17 protein-coding genes are annotated in these 15,738 nt (G+C 57.9%); 5 read left to right on the top strand and 12 right to left on the bottom strand.

Annotated elements, in window-relative coordinates; genetic code table 11:
• Nucleotides 1–130 precede the first annotated feature (130 nt).
• The 3 genes from B0G52_RS13030 to B0G52_RS13020 all read left to right on the top strand — a co-directional run bounded on the left by B0G52_RS13030 (nt 131) and on the right by B0G52_RS13020 (nt 2,277).
• Nucleotides 131–1,003 (top strand): arylamine N-acetyltransferase, encoded by an 873-nt coding sequence (locus B0G52_RS13030; protein WP_158223695.1) that lies wholly within the window; start codon nt 131–133, stop codon nt 1,001–1,003.
• On the top strand, nt 1,000–1,824 hold the full coding sequence (locus B0G52_RS13025; protein WP_094044864.1) for an NmrA family NAD(P)-binding protein: 825 nt from the start codon (nt 1,000–1,002) through the stop codon (nt 1,822–1,824). Before B0G52_RS13030 ends, B0G52_RS13025 begins: the two co-directional genes overlap by 4 nt.
• Before the next feature lie 63 nt (nt 1,825–1,887).
• On the top strand, nt 1,888–2,277 hold the full coding sequence (locus B0G52_RS13020; protein ID WP_094044862.1) for a MerR family transcriptional regulator: 390 nt from the start codon (nt 1,888–1,890) through the stop codon (nt 2,275–2,277).
• A 155-nt stretch (nt 2,278–2,432) separates the two neighbouring features.
• Here B0G52_RS13020 and B0G52_RS13015 read toward each other — a convergent pair whose 3' ends face one another.
• Entirely contained in the window at nt 2,433–2,864 is a 432-nt protein-coding gene (locus tag B0G52_RS13015) for a DUF6157 family protein (protein WP_233162642.1), read from the bottom strand.
• Between the two features lie 59 nt (nt 2,865–2,923).
• A complete protein-coding gene (locus B0G52_RS13010) occupies nt 2,924–3,493 on the bottom strand; it encodes a 5' nucleotidase, NT5C type (protein ID WP_094044860.1) in 570 nt (189 codons plus the stop codon).
• Nucleotides 3,494–3,775: 282 nt separating this feature from the next.
• Here B0G52_RS13010 and B0G52_RS13005 point away from each other — a divergent pair, with 282 nt between their 5' ends.
• The gene (locus B0G52_RS13005; RefSeq protein WP_094044858.1) at nt 3,776–5,068 is read left to right on the top strand and encodes a homocysteine synthase; all 1,293 of its coding nucleotides are present in this window, start codon (nt 3,776–3,778) and stop codon (nt 5,066–5,068) included.
• A 95-nt stretch (nt 5,069–5,163) separates the two neighbouring features.
• On the opposite strand, the gene B0G52_RS13000 is transcribed toward B0G52_RS13005, so the two are convergent.
• The 7 genes from B0G52_RS13000 to B0G52_RS12970 all read right to left on the bottom strand — a co-directional run bounded on the left by B0G52_RS13000 (nt 5,164) and on the right by B0G52_RS12970 (nt 12,286).
• Nucleotides 5,164–6,030, bottom strand: coding sequence for a carbohydrate ABC transporter permease (locus tag B0G52_RS13000; RefSeq protein WP_094044856.1), 867 nt, complete (start codon nt 6,028–6,030; stop codon nt 5,164–5,166).
• A 28-nt stretch (nt 6,031–6,058) separates the two neighbouring features.
• Complete coding sequence (locus B0G52_RS12995; protein ID WP_094044855.1) at nt 6,059–6,991, bottom strand: carbohydrate ABC transporter permease; 933 nt, start codon at nt 6,989–6,991, stop codon at nt 6,059–6,061.
• Between the two features lie 67 nt (nt 6,992–7,058).
• Nucleotides 7,059–8,444 carry a sugar ABC transporter substrate-binding protein gene (locus B0G52_RS12990; protein WP_094044853.1) on the bottom strand — a complete coding sequence of 462 codons (1,386 nt, stop codon included), beginning with the start codon at nt 8,442–8,444 and terminating at the stop codon, nt 7,059–7,061.
• On the bottom strand, nt 8,419–9,390 hold the full coding sequence (locus tag B0G52_RS12985; protein ID WP_094044851.1) for an amidohydrolase family protein: 972 nt from the start codon (nt 9,388–9,390) through the stop codon (nt 8,419–8,421). Before B0G52_RS12985 ends, B0G52_RS12990 begins: the two co-directional genes overlap by 26 nt.
• Before the next feature lie 16 nt (nt 9,391–9,406).
• Complete coding sequence (gene argH / locus B0G52_RS12980; RefSeq protein ID WP_233162640.1) at nt 9,407–10,918, bottom strand: argininosuccinate lyase; 1,512 nt, start codon at nt 10,916–10,918, stop codon at nt 9,407–9,409.
• Between the two features lie 230 nt (nt 10,919–11,148).
• Nucleotides 11,149–11,904: a class I SAM-dependent methyltransferase gene (locus tag B0G52_RS12975; RefSeq protein WP_094044849.1), complete on the bottom strand. Its 756-nt coding sequence runs from the start codon at nt 11,902–11,904 to the stop codon at nt 11,149–11,151.
• Complete coding sequence (locus B0G52_RS12970; protein ID WP_094044847.1) at nt 11,897–12,286, bottom strand: VOC family protein; 390 nt, start codon at nt 12,284–12,286, stop codon at nt 11,897–11,899. The genes B0G52_RS12975 and B0G52_RS12970 overlap by 8 nt, the downstream gene beginning before the upstream one ends.
• A gap of 231 nt (nt 12,287–12,517) precedes the next feature.
• Here B0G52_RS12970 and B0G52_RS12965 point away from each other — a divergent pair, with 231 nt between their 5' ends.
• On the top strand, nt 12,518–13,270 hold the full coding sequence (locus tag B0G52_RS12965) for a 3'-5' exonuclease (protein ID WP_094044845.1): 753 nt from the start codon (nt 12,518–12,520) through the stop codon (nt 13,268–13,270).
• A gap of 51 nt (nt 13,271–13,321) precedes the next feature.
• Here B0G52_RS12965 and B0G52_RS12960 read toward each other — a convergent pair whose 3' ends face one another.
• From B0G52_RS12960 to B0G52_RS12950, 3 genes are all read right to left on the bottom strand, one after another.
• Nucleotides 13,322–14,377: a hypothetical protein gene (locus B0G52_RS12960; RefSeq protein WP_094044843.1), complete on the bottom strand. Its 1,056-nt coding sequence runs from the start codon at nt 14,375–14,377 to the stop codon at nt 13,322–13,324.
• A 22-nt stretch (nt 14,378–14,399) separates the two neighbouring features.
• Nucleotides 14,400–14,735, bottom strand: a complete 336-nt coding sequence (locus tag B0G52_RS12955; protein WP_094044841.1) for a DUF4190 domain-containing protein — start codon at nt 14,733–14,735, stop codon at nt 14,400–14,402.
• 348 nt (nt 14,736–15,083) lie between these two features.
• The gene (locus B0G52_RS12950; RefSeq protein ID WP_094045095.1) at nt 15,084–15,569 is read right to left on the bottom strand and encodes a M15 family metallopeptidase; all 486 of its coding nucleotides are present in this window, start codon (nt 15,567–15,569) and stop codon (nt 15,084–15,086) included.
• Nucleotides 15,570–15,738: the final 169 nt, after the last annotated feature.

The raw sequence follows: 15,738 nt of genomic DNA, 5'->3' as shown, positions 1-15,738 counted from the left end.
GGACTGCCTCTCTCCCCCTTCTTCGGCTCTATTCCAGAACCACTCTCATTCCGCCTTGACTATCACACTAGTGTTACAGTTTATACTCACCTTACCGTTGGATTGAAAACAGACGGAAGGGGAGATGATCGTGATACAAAAGCCGTTACCGCCATGGGCGATCGATTATTTGAACTACATTCAAGTTCCGGTTCAAGAACCTTCTTATGCCTACTTAAAAACGATTTGCACGGCCCATCTAAATCGTATTCCTTTCGAGAACGTGAGCACATTAATGAATTTTGAAGCTTACCACAAGCAAAAACATCTCCAACAGGATGAAAAGAAGTTTGTGGATCAACTCGTTCGGTATCATATGGGAGGAACGTGCTATGTCATAAACAGCAGTCTCCACGAATTGCTGAATCGGCTTGGATTTCATTGCCGCTACGCTTTATTGGGCGGCGGACACGTTGGGCTGCTCGTCCGACTTCCGGATGAACAAGAAGAAGTGTACGTGGATTGCGGGAACGGAGCCCCTTTTTTCGATCCCGTCCGATTGGAGAGCGATCCCGATCAGGTGTCCCGTTTCGGCGGTCTAGAAATCAGGTTGCTCCCGGGGGATGAACCCGGTACGTACACGTACAACAGAGAAGTGGACGGAAAGCTGCTTACTGAGCTGAACTGGACGTTCGATATCCGTAAAACGTACCGCTTCGATGATTTTCAGCAAGCGATCGCAAACTATTACAAGCCGAATAGTCTGTTCACCTCGTTCTTACGCTGTCAAATTTGGCAATTGGATCGAGATCGATCGCTTTCATTAGTCAACAATGTGCTGAGCATCCGGAACAGCCGCGGGCAGGTCGAAAAGCGTATATTAGCCAACCGCAACGAGGTTCGGGATGTGATCGACCGAGAGTTCAACTTACCGAGACTGCCCGTTGAGAAGGCAATCGACGTTCTTGAGAAGCTGGGCATCGATCTGTTCCAAAACCAAGAATCGAAGGGAGAAACCCAATGACCATTCTAGTAACAGGCGCAACCGGAAACGTAGGCCGCCATCTCGTTCATCAGCTTGTTCGCTCCGGACAGCAAGTGCGTGCTTTGACTCGCAATCCCGCAATGGCAAAGGCTGTCTTGCCTGAAGGAGTAGAGAATGTATACGGGGACCTTGCGGCGCCGGAGACGCTCGCACCGGCAATGGAAGGAGTCAAGGGCATCTACTTGATGACCAGCAGCGGAGGCGGCGCCCCTCTGCAGACCGGAGACGAAATCATTGACCTGGCTGTAAAAGCGGGCGTACAACGCGTTGCCATTCTGTGGAGCGGCGTGAAAGGAACGGTGGAGCAAGCGGCCGAAGCGAGCAATCTTGACTGGACGCATATACAGCCATATTGCGAATTCATGTCCAATACGCTGTCGTGGGCCGAGTCCATCCGCACGTCAAGTCTCGTAGAGGAACCTTTCGCCGATTCCTTAAACGCCATCGTCCACGAGGCGGATGTGGGTTCAGTAGCGGCGGCAGCGTTGACTGAAACGGGGCATGCCGGCAAAACGTATACCCTAACAGGCCCCGAAGCTTTGACCCCGCGCGATAAAGTGAATATCATCGCAGCGGCGCTCGGCCGGAACATTAGATTTAACGAACTTACGAAGCAACAGGCTCGCGAACGGCTTAAAAAAGCAGGCGTCTCGGATGAGATGATCGATTACGTACACGATTGGCACGAGAATCTGCCTAAAGAAGCGTACACCGTGGTGCCGACCGTTGCAGAAGTTACCCGCAGACATGCCCGAACGTTCGCGCAATGGGTCGCAGAACATTTGCATGTCTTTAGCTAACAAGCATCGCAGCAACTTTCAATCCAGGGGAAAGCAATAACATGATGTAAAGGAGCAGTTTTATTGAAGATCAGGCAATTGGCAGATCGTACGGGGGCCAGCATACGCTCCATTCGCCATTATGAGAAAAAGGGATTGCTCCCCGTTTCGCGGCTGGCCAATAATTATCGCGAGTTTGATGAGGCGTCGGTTGAAACCGTTCGTACCATACAACTGTATTTGGCCTTGGGTCTAACTACAGACCAGATCAGGGATATCATGTATTGCGAGTACCCCGAGATTCAGGAAACAGACAAGAAGGATAAAGGAGCGTACTGCGAAGAGCTGCTGCAAGTGTACGAGAAAAAACGAAGCGAAATCATTGACCAAAGAAAAATGCTGGAAGAAGCGCAACAAAAGCTGGAAATGCAAATCGATCTGCTGAAAAGAGCCCGACATGGCGTCGATCTGTAACCGGATCCCGATCTTCAACATCTACGGGATTCCATCGGCGATTATCAGCATCGGCTCGTCAGACGGCCTCGACGGCGCCGGACCTGGCCGACACCGCCTCGCCGCCCTCTACCGGTTCCCCAGCCTAGATGCGGCTAAAGCCCCGGCAAGGCGGCTCACTTCCGGCTGCTCCGCATCGCGGCCAGCACCTTCACGCCGGGCTCGCCGCCTCCGGCCAGCCGGTCGTACTCCGCCGTCTCCCGCGGGACAAGCGCCAGCCTGCCCTGCGAATCGAAATGCAGCCCCCAGCCGTATTTCTTGGGCAGCATCGACGCGCGCAGGCAAGCCGTCGGCTTGGAGAAGAACTCGGCGCGCAGTTCCGCCTCCCGGGCCTCCAGTTCCTCTTGCGGAATTTCCTTATGAAGAACGTGGGTCTGAAAAAGCAGCTCCTCCTGCGTATACTTGTACGGGTTGTTCGCGACGAGATCGTACTCGATACTCGGCTTCGTCCTGCCGCTTTTCTTCTCCGGCGGGATGATGCCGCGCTCCGCGGAGCAATCCGGAGCTACTGTAATGAATGTGTCGTAATAGTTCCAATTCATCGCCATTATCGCCTCCTTCTTCGCTTCTCCCCTTCATTATAAAGGACAATCACTGACAGATACGGTCAGCGATTGTCAGCAGACAGCAGCTCGAGCAGCTCCCGCCAATCTACGATTCTCGGCATATCCATATGCCGGTTGTAGGCGTTGTCCTTCACGTAGGAGGCGACCTTCAACTCGCTCAGCGTCTCCAGAACCTTCGGCTTATCGTCAAAATAATAGTCCAGCTCCAGCTCGCGAATAATGTGGACTTTGTCCAAGTCGTCCATTCCGCAGTAGAAGCGCTCCTCCCGTACCGGGAATCCCGCCTCGATCAGCGCCAGCTTCGTGCGCTCGCAATGCTCGGCTTTCCTGGCCGTCACGTAATACACTTCATGCCCGAGCCTCTCGAGCTCCTGCAGCACTTCGACCGCATCGGCGAACGGCGGGGCGGAATAGTAGATTTCGTCCCGGTGGCGATTCCACATCTCGCGTCCTTCTTCGGCCGACAGCCCGAACGCCTCGTGAATCGGGATGCAGGTTAACGCATGGAAAACCTCAATCTCTACCTGCCGGTTCAGTTTCGCGTTGTAAGTCCGGAACGCGTGCTCCCGCAAATTAAGCAAAGTGTCGTCGATGTCGAATCCGAACCTCATAGGCGATTTTCTCCTTTGTGTTAGTCCGCAATGAGATTATATCATGATCCCCGGTCCGGAAAGCATTCAAACCCAAACAACAATCGCCAGTTGACGAAACCTGCAAATATTGGTAATATACATTTAATCCTATATATTTAATCGGAATTAGACGTCGTACCTACCAGACCGCTGAAGGTATCTCGCTATTGGCGCATCGCGCGCTTACGGCAAGATGCCTTTTTTTGGCGTATCCGGGTGGTGGTCGCAAGCTCGAAAAAACCATTTCAGGAGGAATCCACTATGACGGCAGAAAGACAGCTTCAACCCGAAACGTTGGCGATTCACGCAGGACAGCAGATCGATCCTACGACTTACGCTCGCGCGGTGCCGATCTACCAGACGACTTCGTACGGCTTCCGCGATACGGACCATGCGGCCAGCTTGTTCGCGCTGCAGGAGTTCGGCAACATCTATACCCGCGTCACCAACCCGACGTCCGACGTATTCGAGCAGCGGATCGCGGCGCTCGAAGGCGGCGTAGGCGCGCTTGCCACCGCATCCGGCCAGGCCGCCATCACCTACTCGATTCTGAACATCGCCGGCAGCGGCGACGAGATCGTATCGGCGACCAGCCTGTACGGCGGCACTTATAATCTGTTCCAGCATTCCCTTGCCAAGCTCGGAATTACAGTGCGTTTCGTCGATCCGTCCGATCCGGAAAATTTCCGCAAAGCGATCAACGACAAGACCAAAGCGCTGTACGCCGAGACGATCGGCAATCCGAAGGGAGACGTGCTGGACATCGAGGCGGTCGCGGCGATCGCCCACGAGAACGGAATCCCTCTTATCGTCGACAATACGTTCCCGAGCCCGCTGCTGCTGAAGCCGATCGACTTCGGCGCCGACATCGTCGTCCATTCCGCGACGAAGTTCATCGGCGGACACGGCACGACGATCGGCGGCGTGATCGTCGATTCCGGCAAGTTCGACTGGAAGGCCAGCGGCAAGTTCCCGGGCTTGACGACCCCGGACCCGAGCTATCACGGCGCCGTGTTCACGGAAGCGGTCGGCAATCTGGCCTACATCATTAAAGCCCGCGTCCAGCTGCTTCGCGACTACGGCGCGGCTCTCTCGCCGTTCAACTCGTTCCTGCTGCTGCAAGGGCTGGAGACGCTGCACCTGCGGATCGAGCGCCACAGCCAGAACGCGCTGGCTGCGGCGAAGTTCCTGGAGAGCCATCCGGCCGTCGAATGGGTCAACTATCCCGGGCTGGAAAGCCATCCTTCGTACGATCTGGCGAAGAAATACTTGCCCAAGGGCCAAGGAGCGATTCTGAGCTTCGGTATCAAGGGCGGCGCAGAGGCCGGCAAGAAGGTCATCGGCGCGGTTAAGCTGTTCTCGCACCTGGCCAACGTCGGCGACTCCAAGTCGCTGATCATCCACCCGGCCAGCACGACGCACCAGCAGCTGTCTCCGGAGGAGCAGCTGTCGACGGGCGTGACGGAAGGGCTGATCCGTCTGTCCGTCGGCACCGAAGCGATCGACGACATTCTGTACGACCTCGGCCAAGCAATCGAAGCCAGCCAATCTTGACCCGATCCGCAAGTCTCCCCAAGCACGCCAAGAGCCGTCCCTCAGATCATCCTCGGATGATCGGGACGGCTCTCTATTTTTCCGACACCTATTCTTCACTTCATGCCGCTCAGCGCAATCCCCCGAATGATCTGCTTCTGAAACACGAGAAACAAAGCGATCAGCGGAAGGATGGAGACGGTCGCGCCGGTCATGATCAGAATCCAGCTTGCGGAGTCCTTCAGCTCGCTGGAGAAGTAGAGAATGCCTACCGGGATCGTAAACCGCTCCTCCGTCTGCAGCACGATCAGCGGCCAGGTAAACTGGTTCCAGCTGCTGATGAACGTCAGAATCGTCAAGGCGGCAATCGCCGGCTTCACCAACGGAATCGCGATGCGCGCCATGATCCCCCATTCGTTCAGACCGTCGATGCGGGCCGCGTCGAGCAGCTCGGACGGAAGGGACTCCATGAACTGCCGCATCAGGAAGATGCCGAAGGCGGTAATGATGCCGGGGAACAGCACTCCCCAGTACGTATCCGACCACCCCAGCTCCGTGGCGATCAGGTACCAAGGGATGATCAGCATCTCCGTGGGCACCATCAGCGTGCTGATGATCAGCAGGAAAATGACGCTTTTGCCGACAAAAGAAAATTTGGCGAGCACGTAGCCGACCATCGTATCGAAGACGATGACGGTAGTTACCGTGATGAGCGCAAGCAATACCGTATTGCCGATCCAGGAGAAGAAAGGGGCTTTCTCGAAAATTTCGGCGTAATTGCCGAGCGTCGCCGTCTCCGGTATCAGCCGCAGGCTGTACAGATCTTGAGGCAGCTTAAACGAAGTGGCGATCATCCATAGAAAAGGAAAAATGACGACAAGCGTGCCCAACGTCAGCGCAACATAGCTTGCGAGCGAGCCCAGGCGGCTTCCTGACGGACTGCCGCGCGCGGGGACGCGAGGGGCGGCGATCTGCGTGCTCAAAGTCGTCGGCCTCCTTTTAGAATCGTGGTTAGTATTCGACCTTGCGTCGGACGAGCTTGAATTGCAGCAGTGTCAGCGCGAGAATCATGACGAACAGAATGACGGTCGCCGCGGCGGCGCTTCCCATCTGAAAGCGTTGAAACGCAAGCGCATAGACGTGAAGAACGATCGTCCTCGTCGAATTAAGCGGCTCGCCGTTCGTCATGCTCAGCACCTGCCCGAACGTCTGCAAATACGAGATCGCGCCGATGACGACGGAGAAGACGATGACCGGATTCAGCAGCGGAAGCGTCACATGCCGGAACCGTCTCCAAGGCCCCGCTCCGTCGATCGCCGCGGCATCGTAATACATGCGGGGAACGCCTTCCAGGCCGGTGAGGAACACGAGCATCTGAAAGCCGATGCTCTGCCAGATAATCGTCAGAATGACGAGATAGATCGCTTGCCGCGGAGACTGAAGGAACAGCTGCGGCTCCAGCCCCAGGCCGAGCAGCGTCTCGTTCAGCCAGCCGTTGCGCATCAGAATCCAGCGGAACACCCAGCTTACGGCGACCGCGCTCGTCACGTAAGGAATGAAATAGATCGTGCGGAACAAGCCGCGGAACCTCCGAACGTTATGCAGCAGCAGCGCAACGGCAAGGCCGACGGCCAGTTGCCCGGGAACGCCGACGAGGACGTAGATCAACGTGTTGACGATCGACTTGCGGAACACCTCGTCCTCGAACAAAGCGGTGAAATTGGCAAAGCCCACGTAAGGCTTCTCCTGCGACAGCAAATCCCACTCCCGGACGCTCACGTTAAACGCGTAGAGAATCGGCAGCAGCCTCGTTCCGAGAAAATAAAGCAGAGGAAACGCCAGCACCAGATAGATGAAGAGGTAGCGCTGCGTCCGGTACGAGAGCCGGAAGCCCAGCAGCTCCCGGCTCTTGCGGGCGGTCAGACGAATGGCCTGCGCGATCATGACGGATTATCGCCTCCGTTGGCCGGAAGACGGCGCGGGGGTGAATCCCCGGGCCGTCCGTCCGCGCTTATTTTTTGTCCTGCTTCGCCCAGTAGTCGTCGTAGATTTTTTGGGTTTTCGCCACGAGATCCTTGAACGCCTGCTCCACCGGCACGTTGTTGAGCAGCACCTCGTTCGCCGCATTCACGATCAGCGCGCGCTCCTGGTTCTCGTCGATGAAGAAGTGCGCCTTGCTGTAGTCGAGCTGCTTGATGAACGGCCCGAGCTTCTCGTCCCCCGCGTATTTGTCCTGAGAGCCGACCGCTTTCTGCGCCGGCAGCTCCCCGACCTTCTCCACCCATTTCTCCTGGACTTCTTTGCTCGTCAGGAACTTCAGGAACTCCTTGGCCGCCTCCAGCTTCGCCCCTTGCACGTTCTTCGGAATGGCGTTCGCCCAGAAGGACGCCGGCGCGGACTGGCTCTTGTACGCGGGCAGCGGAGCGATGCCGTAGTTCAGATCCGGAGCGTCCTTCTTGAACGAGCCGAGCCGGAACGACCCGTCCACGTTGATCGCGGCGTGCCCGGTCTTAAAGGCGTTGCTGTCGTCGTTGTAAAATCCGTTGATGCCCGTCTTGTGCGTAATCGCGAAGTCGAGCAAATACCGGAACGCCTCCAGACCCGCCGGAGAATCGTCCCACAGCACCTTCCTGCGGTCCTCGCTCAGATCCTGTCCGCCCGCCTGCGGAAGCAATCCGTCGCGGAACCAGTGATGGAGCTGCGATCCCGGCTCCCAGGCGAAGCCTTCGATGACGAACTGCCCTTTGGCGTCCTTCTCCGTCAGCTTCTTGGCCGACTCGACCAGCTCTTCCCAGGTTGCCGGTGGCTGCGCGATCTGGGCTTTGGCGAACAGGTCTTTGTTATAGAACAGCGCCAGCGTGCGCACGGCCGTCGGAATCGCGTAATACGCTCCGTCCAGCTTGGCGGCGCTCACGAGCGGGTAATAGTCGCTCTCTATCTGCGCCGGAGGGAAAGCGTCCTCCGGAAGGGGCTGCAAGTATCCCGAGGCCACGTACTGCGGCAGCCAGCCGTAGTACAGGTTGATGATGTCCGGACCTTTGCCGGCCGGAACGAGCGTCGCGACTTTCTGGCTGTATTGGTCGTACGGGAAGTTCGTCTGCTTGACGGTGATGTTCGGATGAAGCGTCTGGAACTCCTGGATCAGTTCGTTGATCAGATCGACCTTGGCCGGGAACTCGTACTGCCAGTATTCAATCGTCACCTTCTCCGCGCTGGCGGAAGGAGACGCCTCCTCCTTAGCGGAAGCTTGCGGCGATGCCGCCGCGCTTGACGACGGGGACGGAGACGCCGAAGCGTCACTTCCTTTGTTGCTGCCGCCTCCGCAAGCGGTCAATACGAGCAGGAACGCGGCGAGAATGAGAGATAGCTTTTTACCTTGACGTATAGATTGATTCATTTTCTTTTCTCTCCTTTTTATCCGAAATGGTCGATGCATTCGGCAACCCCAACAGCTTTCTCGCGTTGTTGCCGAAGATCGCCTCTATGTCTTCTTCCGTGAAGCGCAGATCGCGAACGACCCGTACTTGATCCTGCAGGTAGCGATAGTGGTACCCTCTGGGAAAACCCATCGAATCGGTGCCGAACACGATGCGCTCCGCGCCGATCAGCTCGCGGGTTTTGCGAAACAAAATTTCGAGATTCAGCTCGTACGGCATCCATCTCGTCCATTGATTCGAACCCGACGTGTCCACGTAAACGTTCGGGCAGCTCCAGCACAGATGGAGCAGCTCCCGGAAGTAGCCGCACCCGAAATGCGGGATGATGAACGGAATGTCCGTGAACTCGCGCGCGACGTTAAAGATCGCCAGCGGGTTGATATTCCGGTGCTCGACGATGCCGCCCGCATGGCCCAGCATCCCGAAGTGAATCAGCACGGGCAGCCCCCGTTCCGCCAGGAACGCCCAGATCGGACGGATCGACGGATCGTCGTACGAGATTGGCGTCAGCGGGCCGAACTGCTTGTAGCCCTTCAGACCGAGCTTGTCGACCGCTCGCTTCAGCTCGGCCAGCGCATCCGGCCTTTCGATCGGGTGCGAGGCGAAGCCCGTGAACCGGTCGGGCGCCCTGGCGATCTGCTCGGCCAGCTCGTCGTTCGTCGGTCCGGTCAGAAAATTCATGCCCCCGACGCCGTACTTATCCAGCTCATCCTTCCAGCGATCGGCCAGCGGCCTGGCCTCCTCTTCGGGGTCCGCCGCCGCGGAGCCGAAATCCCAGGTCAGCCTCATCCGCTCTGCCCGCTCCCTGCCGTACGCCGCGATCTGATCGTGCGATTCGTACAGCTTCGGGAAAGGGTAGGGCATGTGGCCGTGGATATCGAACACTTTGAATTCGCCTCTGAACATCGGCCGTTCCTCCTCCCTATCCGCGCGGCTGCAGCCAGGCGGTCAGTATGGCGTCCAGATCGGCAGCCCTGCCGCTTTGAAGCTCCCTCTCCCGATCGAGCCACGCCTTCTCGCTCCCCCATCTCTCCTCCTGCTCGCGCAGCGCTCGCTCCGCTTCCGATGGGCTCGGCCCTCCCCGCAGTTTGCGCACGACTACGAAATGCGCGGGATCGAGCGCTTCCGCCAGTTCATCCGCGGTCAGACGAACCTCGCGGCCGATTTCTGCCTCGGAGGCCGCATTCAGCCGTTCCGTCGTCAGATCTTGAACGGTCAGTCCTTCCGCAGCCGCAACCCGGACCAGCCTCGAGACGATGCCGTGCGCGGCCCGAAAAGTAACGCCTTCCTTGCGAACCAGCGTATCCGCCAGTTCCGTCGCCGTGGCGAAGCTCGCTTCGGCCCGGGATCGCAGCGCGCGCTCGTTCACTTCCAGCGTGGCAACGATTCGGGCGAGCAGGCGATAGACCGTCTCAAGCGTGCGCAGACTTCTCCAGGCGTAAGGCTGGAGATCGTCTTCGGTGTCGACGATGTCTCCGAACGGCGTATTGTGGATCATCGTCAATACGGTAGCGGCATCGCCCGCGCAGCTCGACAGCAGGGAGCGCGCATGCTCGATCGATACCGGATTGCGCTTCTGCGGCATGATCGAGCTGATCTGCACGAACGGATCGGCCGCCCGGATCGCCGCGAACTCCTGTGTGCTCCAGAGCAGCAACTCTTGTGCGAACCTGCCCAGATTAATCGCGGCCAGCGATGCAGCGCTCGCCGCTTCTGCAACGTAGTCGGCTCCGCTGACCGCATCGTACGTATTGTCGATAACGCCGCCGAAGCCGAGCAGCTCCGCGACGCGAAACCGGTCGATCGCGAACCCCGAGCCCGTCAGTGCGGCCGCGCCCATGCTGCTGCGGTTGCAGTTCGCGTAGGCGGCCCTAAGCCGGCGAAAGTCGCGACTGAGCGAGTCGGATACGGCCAAGACGTAGTGCGCCATCGTTGTCGGCTGGGCCTGCTGCGTGTGGGTGTAGCCCAGCATCAGCGTACCGACGTGCTTGCCGGCAAACTCGGTCAACCGCCGTCTCAGCTCGAGGCCGGCGTCCAGCGTTCGCAGCAGCTTCTCCCGCAGCGCGATCCGGTAGACGGCGATGCCCATGTCGTTCCGGCTTCTGGCCAGGTGCAGATTGCCCGCAGCCTCTCCCGCAGCCTCCGCCAGCTCGTGCTCGACTTCGAAAAACAGATCCTCGAACCTCCCTGTGTACCTGTTCGTTCCCAGCTTCTCCAGATCGAGTCCGAGCAGCGCCGCCGCGACGGCGCGCGCCTCATCGTCCCCGATCACCCCCTGCTCCGCCAACATGATCAGATGCGCCTTGTTGACGGCGTTCATCGGCGCCAGCAATTGCTCCTGCGCCTGCCGATAAATCGGTTCGAGAATCGCTTTGGCGTAAAAGCCGCCGGCGTTCTCGCCCCCTTCCGCCGTATCTCGCTGCCTCTCTCCCACTTGCGTGCCATCACCTGCTCTCTCTCGGCCAATCGGGCTTTATGCAAACAAAAAAGACCAAACCTCTAGCCTGTTTGGTCTCCAGTGAACTGGTCGATATTTGTTAATTCCGATTGGTTTAGTTGTCATTATAATGTCTCATTCTAGGCGTTGTCGTTTGTTATGTCAATATCAAATTTGGAAAAAAATGAATCCGCGCGGCGTCGACCTCCCGCGCGGACTCATTTCGCTCACACTTCGCCCCAATAGATTTCGGTGACGTAATCGAAATTGACCGTACCGTTCTCCTGACAGCGCTCGAACAGATCGCGAAGCTCCTGCATCATCGGCTCGTGGCCCGGTTGTCCCGGCTGCGGGCTGTACGAGGAGGATAGAAGCCTTCCTGCGACCCCGTCGAAGTCGAACACTTGGCGGTTGCGGAATCGCGCCTCGGTCATCCCGTCCGGCTTGAAAAAGTCGATCAGCGCTTCTCGGGAGATGTTCCGGTGGTTCACCTGCCCGTAATCGGTTCCGAGTCCTTGAAGCAGCCGTTCGTAGCCTTCGAGGAACGGCGTCCCTTCGGTCAGACGCGTGTTCCATACGAGAATCGCCTTGCCGCCCGGCTTCAACACCCGATGAAACTCCCGCTGAGCCGCGGTCCGGTCGAACCAGTGAAAAGCCTGAGCGCACACGATGAAATCGTACGAGGCATCCGAGAGCCCTGTCTCTTCCGCCGAACCGGGGACGGCCTTGAAGCGCGGATTGTCCCGCGACGCCGCCAGCGCAGCTTCCCGCATCGCCTCGTTCGGCTCCACCGCCGTCACGCCGCTTCCTCTCTCGAGCAGCAGCCTGGAGAAAATGCCCGTTCCCGCTCCGACGTCCAGCACCTCCGACGCCTCGCTCAACCCGACTGTCCCGTACAAATAGTCAATCGCCTCCGCCGGATAGCTCGGCCGATACTTCGTATAAGTATCGACTCGGCTGGAAAACCGCTCTTTGCTATTCATCTCCGCTTCTCCCCCATTCCAGAAATTCGATCCGGTTGCCGAACGGATCGTTGACGAATATCCGCCGTACGTTCTCCGCATCCCGAGTATCGTCCGGGGTTATCGCCACGCCGCGCTCCGCCAGACGCGCAAGCAGCGCGTCCAGGTTATTCACCTCGAACGCCGGATGAGCCTTGAGCGCCGGAACGAAATCCTTCTGCACGCCGATATGGACCTGATGCGCGCCGCATTGAAACCAGACTCCGCCCCGCGCGCGCAGGCTTTCCGGCTTCTCGATCTCCGGCCAGCCAAGCACGCCGCCATAGAACGCCCGCGCCTCCGTCTCGCATCCCTCGTAAGCCGCCAATTGTACATGATCCACGCCCAGAAAAACGAACGACATGACTGTTCACTCCTTCTTCGTTTCGCGGTTTCATTAAGTGAAACAACGTTTCATTTTATACAAAAATCATACCCGATTTCGGGTTAGAAATCCAGTCTGATCCTTTGGTCGGTACGAGCGGACATCGCACGGGAATCGTCCGAGCCCTCCGCAAATCCGCCGATTAAGCGAGCGAAGCGCTCGGGTTTTTGGTAAAATGGAAAACGCGAGTTAGAGAGCGGGGGTTGGAAATTGAACTATATTATTCTCGATATCGAATTTAACGGGCGGAAGTTCGCCAGCGATCTGCCAATGGAAGTCATCGAGATCGGAGCCGTGCGGCTGGATGAGTCGCTGAGGGCGGTGGACGAATTTTCGTCGCTGATCAAGCCGGTCTATTTCTCCAAGCTGAACAATTTCATCAAGAAGAAAACGGGAATTCCCCAGCACGAGATCGACGTCGCTCCGGGATTCCCCCAAGTGATCGCGGAATTCGAGAAATGGCTCGGAGACATCGACTCGTTCCTGCTCGTCACCTGGGGCGGAGAAGACGTCAAGCGAATCGTGTTCGACACGCGCATGCACAAGCTGAACGAGTCCTACTGGACCGGTGTCCACTATTTCGATCTGCTGAAAGGTTATTTGCGCTATAAGAAGGTGACGAACGACGTCAGCGTCGAAGCCGCGCTGCAGGATCTGGACATCGTGGCCGAAGGCTCCGCGCATCGCGCGCTCGACGACGCGCGGATGACGTCCGAGGTGTTCCGCAAAATTTTCTCGGAGCTGATCTTCGAGCTGAAGCAGCAGTATAAGGATCAGTTCTCCAACTCGAAGGAGCGGAGACTGGTCAAGAACGCGGTACGTACGATGCTGGCGCAGAAGAAACCGCAAACTTGGGAAGCTTTCGTAGAGAGCTACCTAGCCGAGAAGATTCCGTTGACTGACCCGAGGAAAGCGGCCGAACTGCGCGATTATTTCCACTCCGAGCTGGACAAGAAAAAATGAACGCGAAGGGGCTGTCTCGTAAGTAAAAGAGACAGCCCCTACTTTGTTCAGTTACGGACGCAACTCCATCCGCAGCTCCAATTCCCGCACGAAAGCGTCGGGTTCGTCCAGAGACAAGTACAGGCGCTTCACCGGCTTGGGCAGGAACAGCATGCCTTCGGCCTGCTCTTCCCGGTTCAACTCGATGCAGACGTTAGGCGTGCCGAGAACGGGACCGAGAGCCTGCTTCATCTCTCTCCGCTCCGGGTGCAGCTCTCCCGCGCTCACGACGCCGGCGATCGAAGCCAGCGGGATGTCCGCTTGAATGCGCAGACCGTACCGCAAGCGCAGACGATTCGACTCCAAGGTCACCGGTTGAAGGACGGAGGCCCGGCAATCGGCCCAGATCAAGGCCAGCAGCCACAGATCGGCGATCGTCAATATCCAGGCCGCCCAATGCGACCACTGCGAGACGAGCAGGTGTATGGCGACGCCCTCGAACACGATGACTTTGGTCAAAATGGCGGCGTACAAAATCTGGTTCGTCTTTTTATGATAGGTAAACGTCAGCCCGGAGCCGCTTTCCGTCTTCGCCCGGCCCTTCCTCCAGGAGAACAGCAGGTAGTAGACCACTCCGATGTCATGATGCACGATCGAGGCCAGCTTGCCTCCGCTTTCGACGGGTCCGGTTCGCAGCGCGATGCGCCAGGCTTCCATCGTATCTTTCTCTTTCCGGGCGGCGACCCGGTAGCCTTTGATCAGCTTGTATACGACTCTCGCTTCGAAGACGATGAAAGCGAGCTCCGCAGCGACAATAACCGCTTCGACCGGCCACGCCGATCCCCACACCATCGACCTCTGTCCCGTCGGCACGAGCAGCCACACCGCAGCCGCTCCCAGCAGCGGCAGCGCCATGACGCCCGCGATCGAACGGCCGCGTCGCCGCAGCACCATCAACCAGTAGAAGAACGGAATAACGAGCATGAAGTCCACCATCGCGGCATACACGAGCATAGGATCCTCTTCGCTAAGCGCAAAGACGCGCAGAGTCGCCAAGTTCGCGGCGACGATCAGAAGCGCGATAACGACAAAAGCGTAAGCGGAACGCGGAAGTCTGGACGCGACCATAGGTCACTCTCCTTATCGGCTGCTAGGTAAAAGAAGAAGTCGCCCCGGCGAAAGTCACGAACGCGATTAGAACGATGAGCAAAAGAATGGCGTAAATCGCCGTGCCGACGATTCCGCAGACGAGCCCCGCGATCGCCATGCCCCGTCCCTGCTCTCCGTTCCTCTTGATTTCCTTCAGCGACAACGAAGCGAATACGATAGCGACGATGCCGATCAGAAATCCTATGTAAGGAAGCGAAACCGCCAAAATACCCAGTACGAGAGCCACGATGGACTTGCCGTTCGTCTTCGGCGGCGTATAGGCGGGCGGCGGCGGAATATAGTCGTAACGCTGCGAATCGTGTTGATGATGGTTCAAGGTAAATCCTCCCTGTTCATATGGATATATCCATTATACTCGATCAGGAAGGACGCTAGCATGCAAAATTCGCAAGCTGCGGCATTGAAACCGCCCCCTGCTTGAAATGATCGATAGACCAAGCGACTCCACGCGCTTACAGCAACTCCGCCAACCCATTCGCGGCTCCGACCCGACTCCACGCGCTTACAGCAACTCCTCCAGCTCTTTCGCGGCTCCAACCCGACTCCGCACGCTTACAGCAACTTCTCCAGCCCTTTCGCGGCTCCAACCCGACTCCACGCGGTTACAGCAACTCCGCTAGCCCATTCGTGGCTCCAACCCGACTCCACGCGCTTACAGCGATTTCTATTCCGGCTGAAGAGGAGGTCGCCATCCCCGCTGCAGCTCGCCAATCGAATAACCGAAGTCCATCTGCAGATGAGGATAATCGGGGAACGACTTCCAGTCCCCTCCCCATGAGAAGCCGAGTTTCTTGGCGATGGCCACGACCTCCATCCAGTCCGGCTGCCCGTTGCCGTTGCCGTCGTACTTCAAATCCCAGATAACGTCCCCGCCCGGAATCCGCAGCGCGAAATCGATGGCAAGGCCGTAGTTGTGATAAGAGCCCCCGCCCTTCACCTGCGTGACGATCGCCCCTTCCTCGCCGCGGCCTTTCCGGTAGAGCGCGTTTTGCTCCTCCTCGCTGCGAAAATCGTCGGTAATAACTACGTCGATACCGATCGCTTGGCTCTGTGCGACGAGCCGGTCCCGGTTCTCCGCGACGATCGGATGCAGGCCCGTCACAGGCGGCACCTCCCGAAACCATTCTATCGGCAGCAGCCTCTCTATCATTTTGACTTCTATCAGCGCATAGATCGCCGCGGCAACCGCCAGAACTGCCAGCAGCGCCCGTCCTTTTTTCCGTCTCCTCGGCCTCGACAATGCGGCCTGAGCCCTGAAAGCTCCAGTTTCCCTGTTTATTGCGTTCATATGGTTTTCCTGCTCCCGGTTTGTTTTTTAT

Source organism: Cohnella sp. SGD-V74 (assembly GCF_003001675.1).
Lineage (GTDB): Bacteria > Bacillota > Bacilli > Paenibacillales > Paenibacillaceae > Cohnella.
This window is presented reverse-complemented; position numbering and strand designations above follow the sequence as displayed.

Excerpts from the sequence above, each read along its gene's own strand:
- B0G52_RS12975 (WP_094044849.1), bottom strand. The coding sequence starts at position 11,904 with ATGAATAGCAAAGAGCGGTTTTCCAGCCGAGTCGATACTTATACGAAG.
- B0G52_RS12995 (WP_094044855.1), bottom strand. The coding sequence starts at position 6,991 with ATGATCGCGCAGGCCATTCGTCTGACCGCCCGCAAGAGCCGGGAGCTG.
- B0G52_RS13010 (WP_094044860.1), bottom strand. The coding sequence starts at position 3,493 with ATGAGGTTCGGATTCGACATCGACGACACTTTGCTTAATTTGCGGGAG.
- B0G52_RS12960 (WP_094044843.1), bottom strand. The coding sequence starts at position 14,377 with ATGGTCGCGTCCAGACTTCCGCGTTCCGCTTACGCTTTTGTCGTTATC.
- B0G52_RS13005 (WP_094044858.1), top strand. The coding sequence starts at position 3,776 with ATGACGGCAGAAAGACAGCTTCAACCCGAAACGTTGGCGATTCACGCA.
- B0G52_RS13015 (WP_233162642.1), bottom strand. The coding sequence starts at position 2,864 with ATGGCGATGAATTGGAACTATTACGACACATTCATTACAGTAGCTCCG.
- B0G52_RS13025 (WP_094044864.1), top strand. The coding sequence starts at position 1,000 with ATGACCATTCTAGTAACAGGCGCAACCGGAAACGTAGGCCGCCATCTC.
- B0G52_RS12950 (WP_094045095.1), bottom strand. The coding sequence starts at position 15,569 with ATGATAGAGAGGCTGCTGCCGATAGAATGGTTTCGGGAGGTGCCGCCT.
- B0G52_RS12990 (WP_094044853.1), bottom strand. The coding sequence starts at position 8,444 with ATGAATCAATCTATACGTCAAGGTAAAAAGCTATCTCTCATTCTCGCC.
- B0G52_RS12970 (WP_094044847.1), bottom strand. The coding sequence starts at position 12,286 with ATGTCGTTCGTTTTTCTGGGCGTGGATCATGTACAATTGGCGGCTTAC.
- B0G52_RS12985 (WP_094044851.1), bottom strand. The coding sequence starts at position 9,390 with ATGTTCAGAGGCGAATTCAAAGTGTTCGATATCCACGGCCACATGCCC.